Source organism: Banduia mediterranea, from assembly GCF_031846245.1.
Classification (GTDB): Bacteria; Pseudomonadota; Gammaproteobacteria; order Nevskiales; family Nevskiaceae; genus Banduia; species Banduia mediterranea.
The window spans coordinates 1-241 of sequence record NZ_JAVRIC010000092.1; the positions used below are offsets into that span (position 1 = coordinate 1).

Genomic DNA, 241 nt, shown 5'->3' on the forward strand with positions numbered 1-241 from the left:
GGCGGGCTGCGTCAAGGCGCAAGACCTGACCCCGACCTTATGACCCCGACCTTGCTGAGCGTCAAGGTCAAGCCCTTCGGGCGGCCTGCGGCCGACCTTGACGCTCAACAGCAGCTCGAGAAACTGCGCCTCATCCGTAAGCGTTCAAACCGCAGCGCAGTTGCCCCCACGCTCAATGTCTGATCGGAGCGGATTGTCGGCGAAGCGGACTTTCCATTCACGCGGCGTGAGTTCGATGACT

At 62.2% G+C, this 241-nt stretch carries 1 protein-coding gene; it reads left to right on the forward strand.

Translation table 11 applies throughout. The features are described 5' to 3' along the window. On the forward strand, positions 1-183 hold a 183-nt coding region (locus RM530_RS18515), incomplete at its 5' end, for a hypothetical protein (protein WP_311366743.1). Positions 184-241 lie beyond the last annotated feature (58 nt).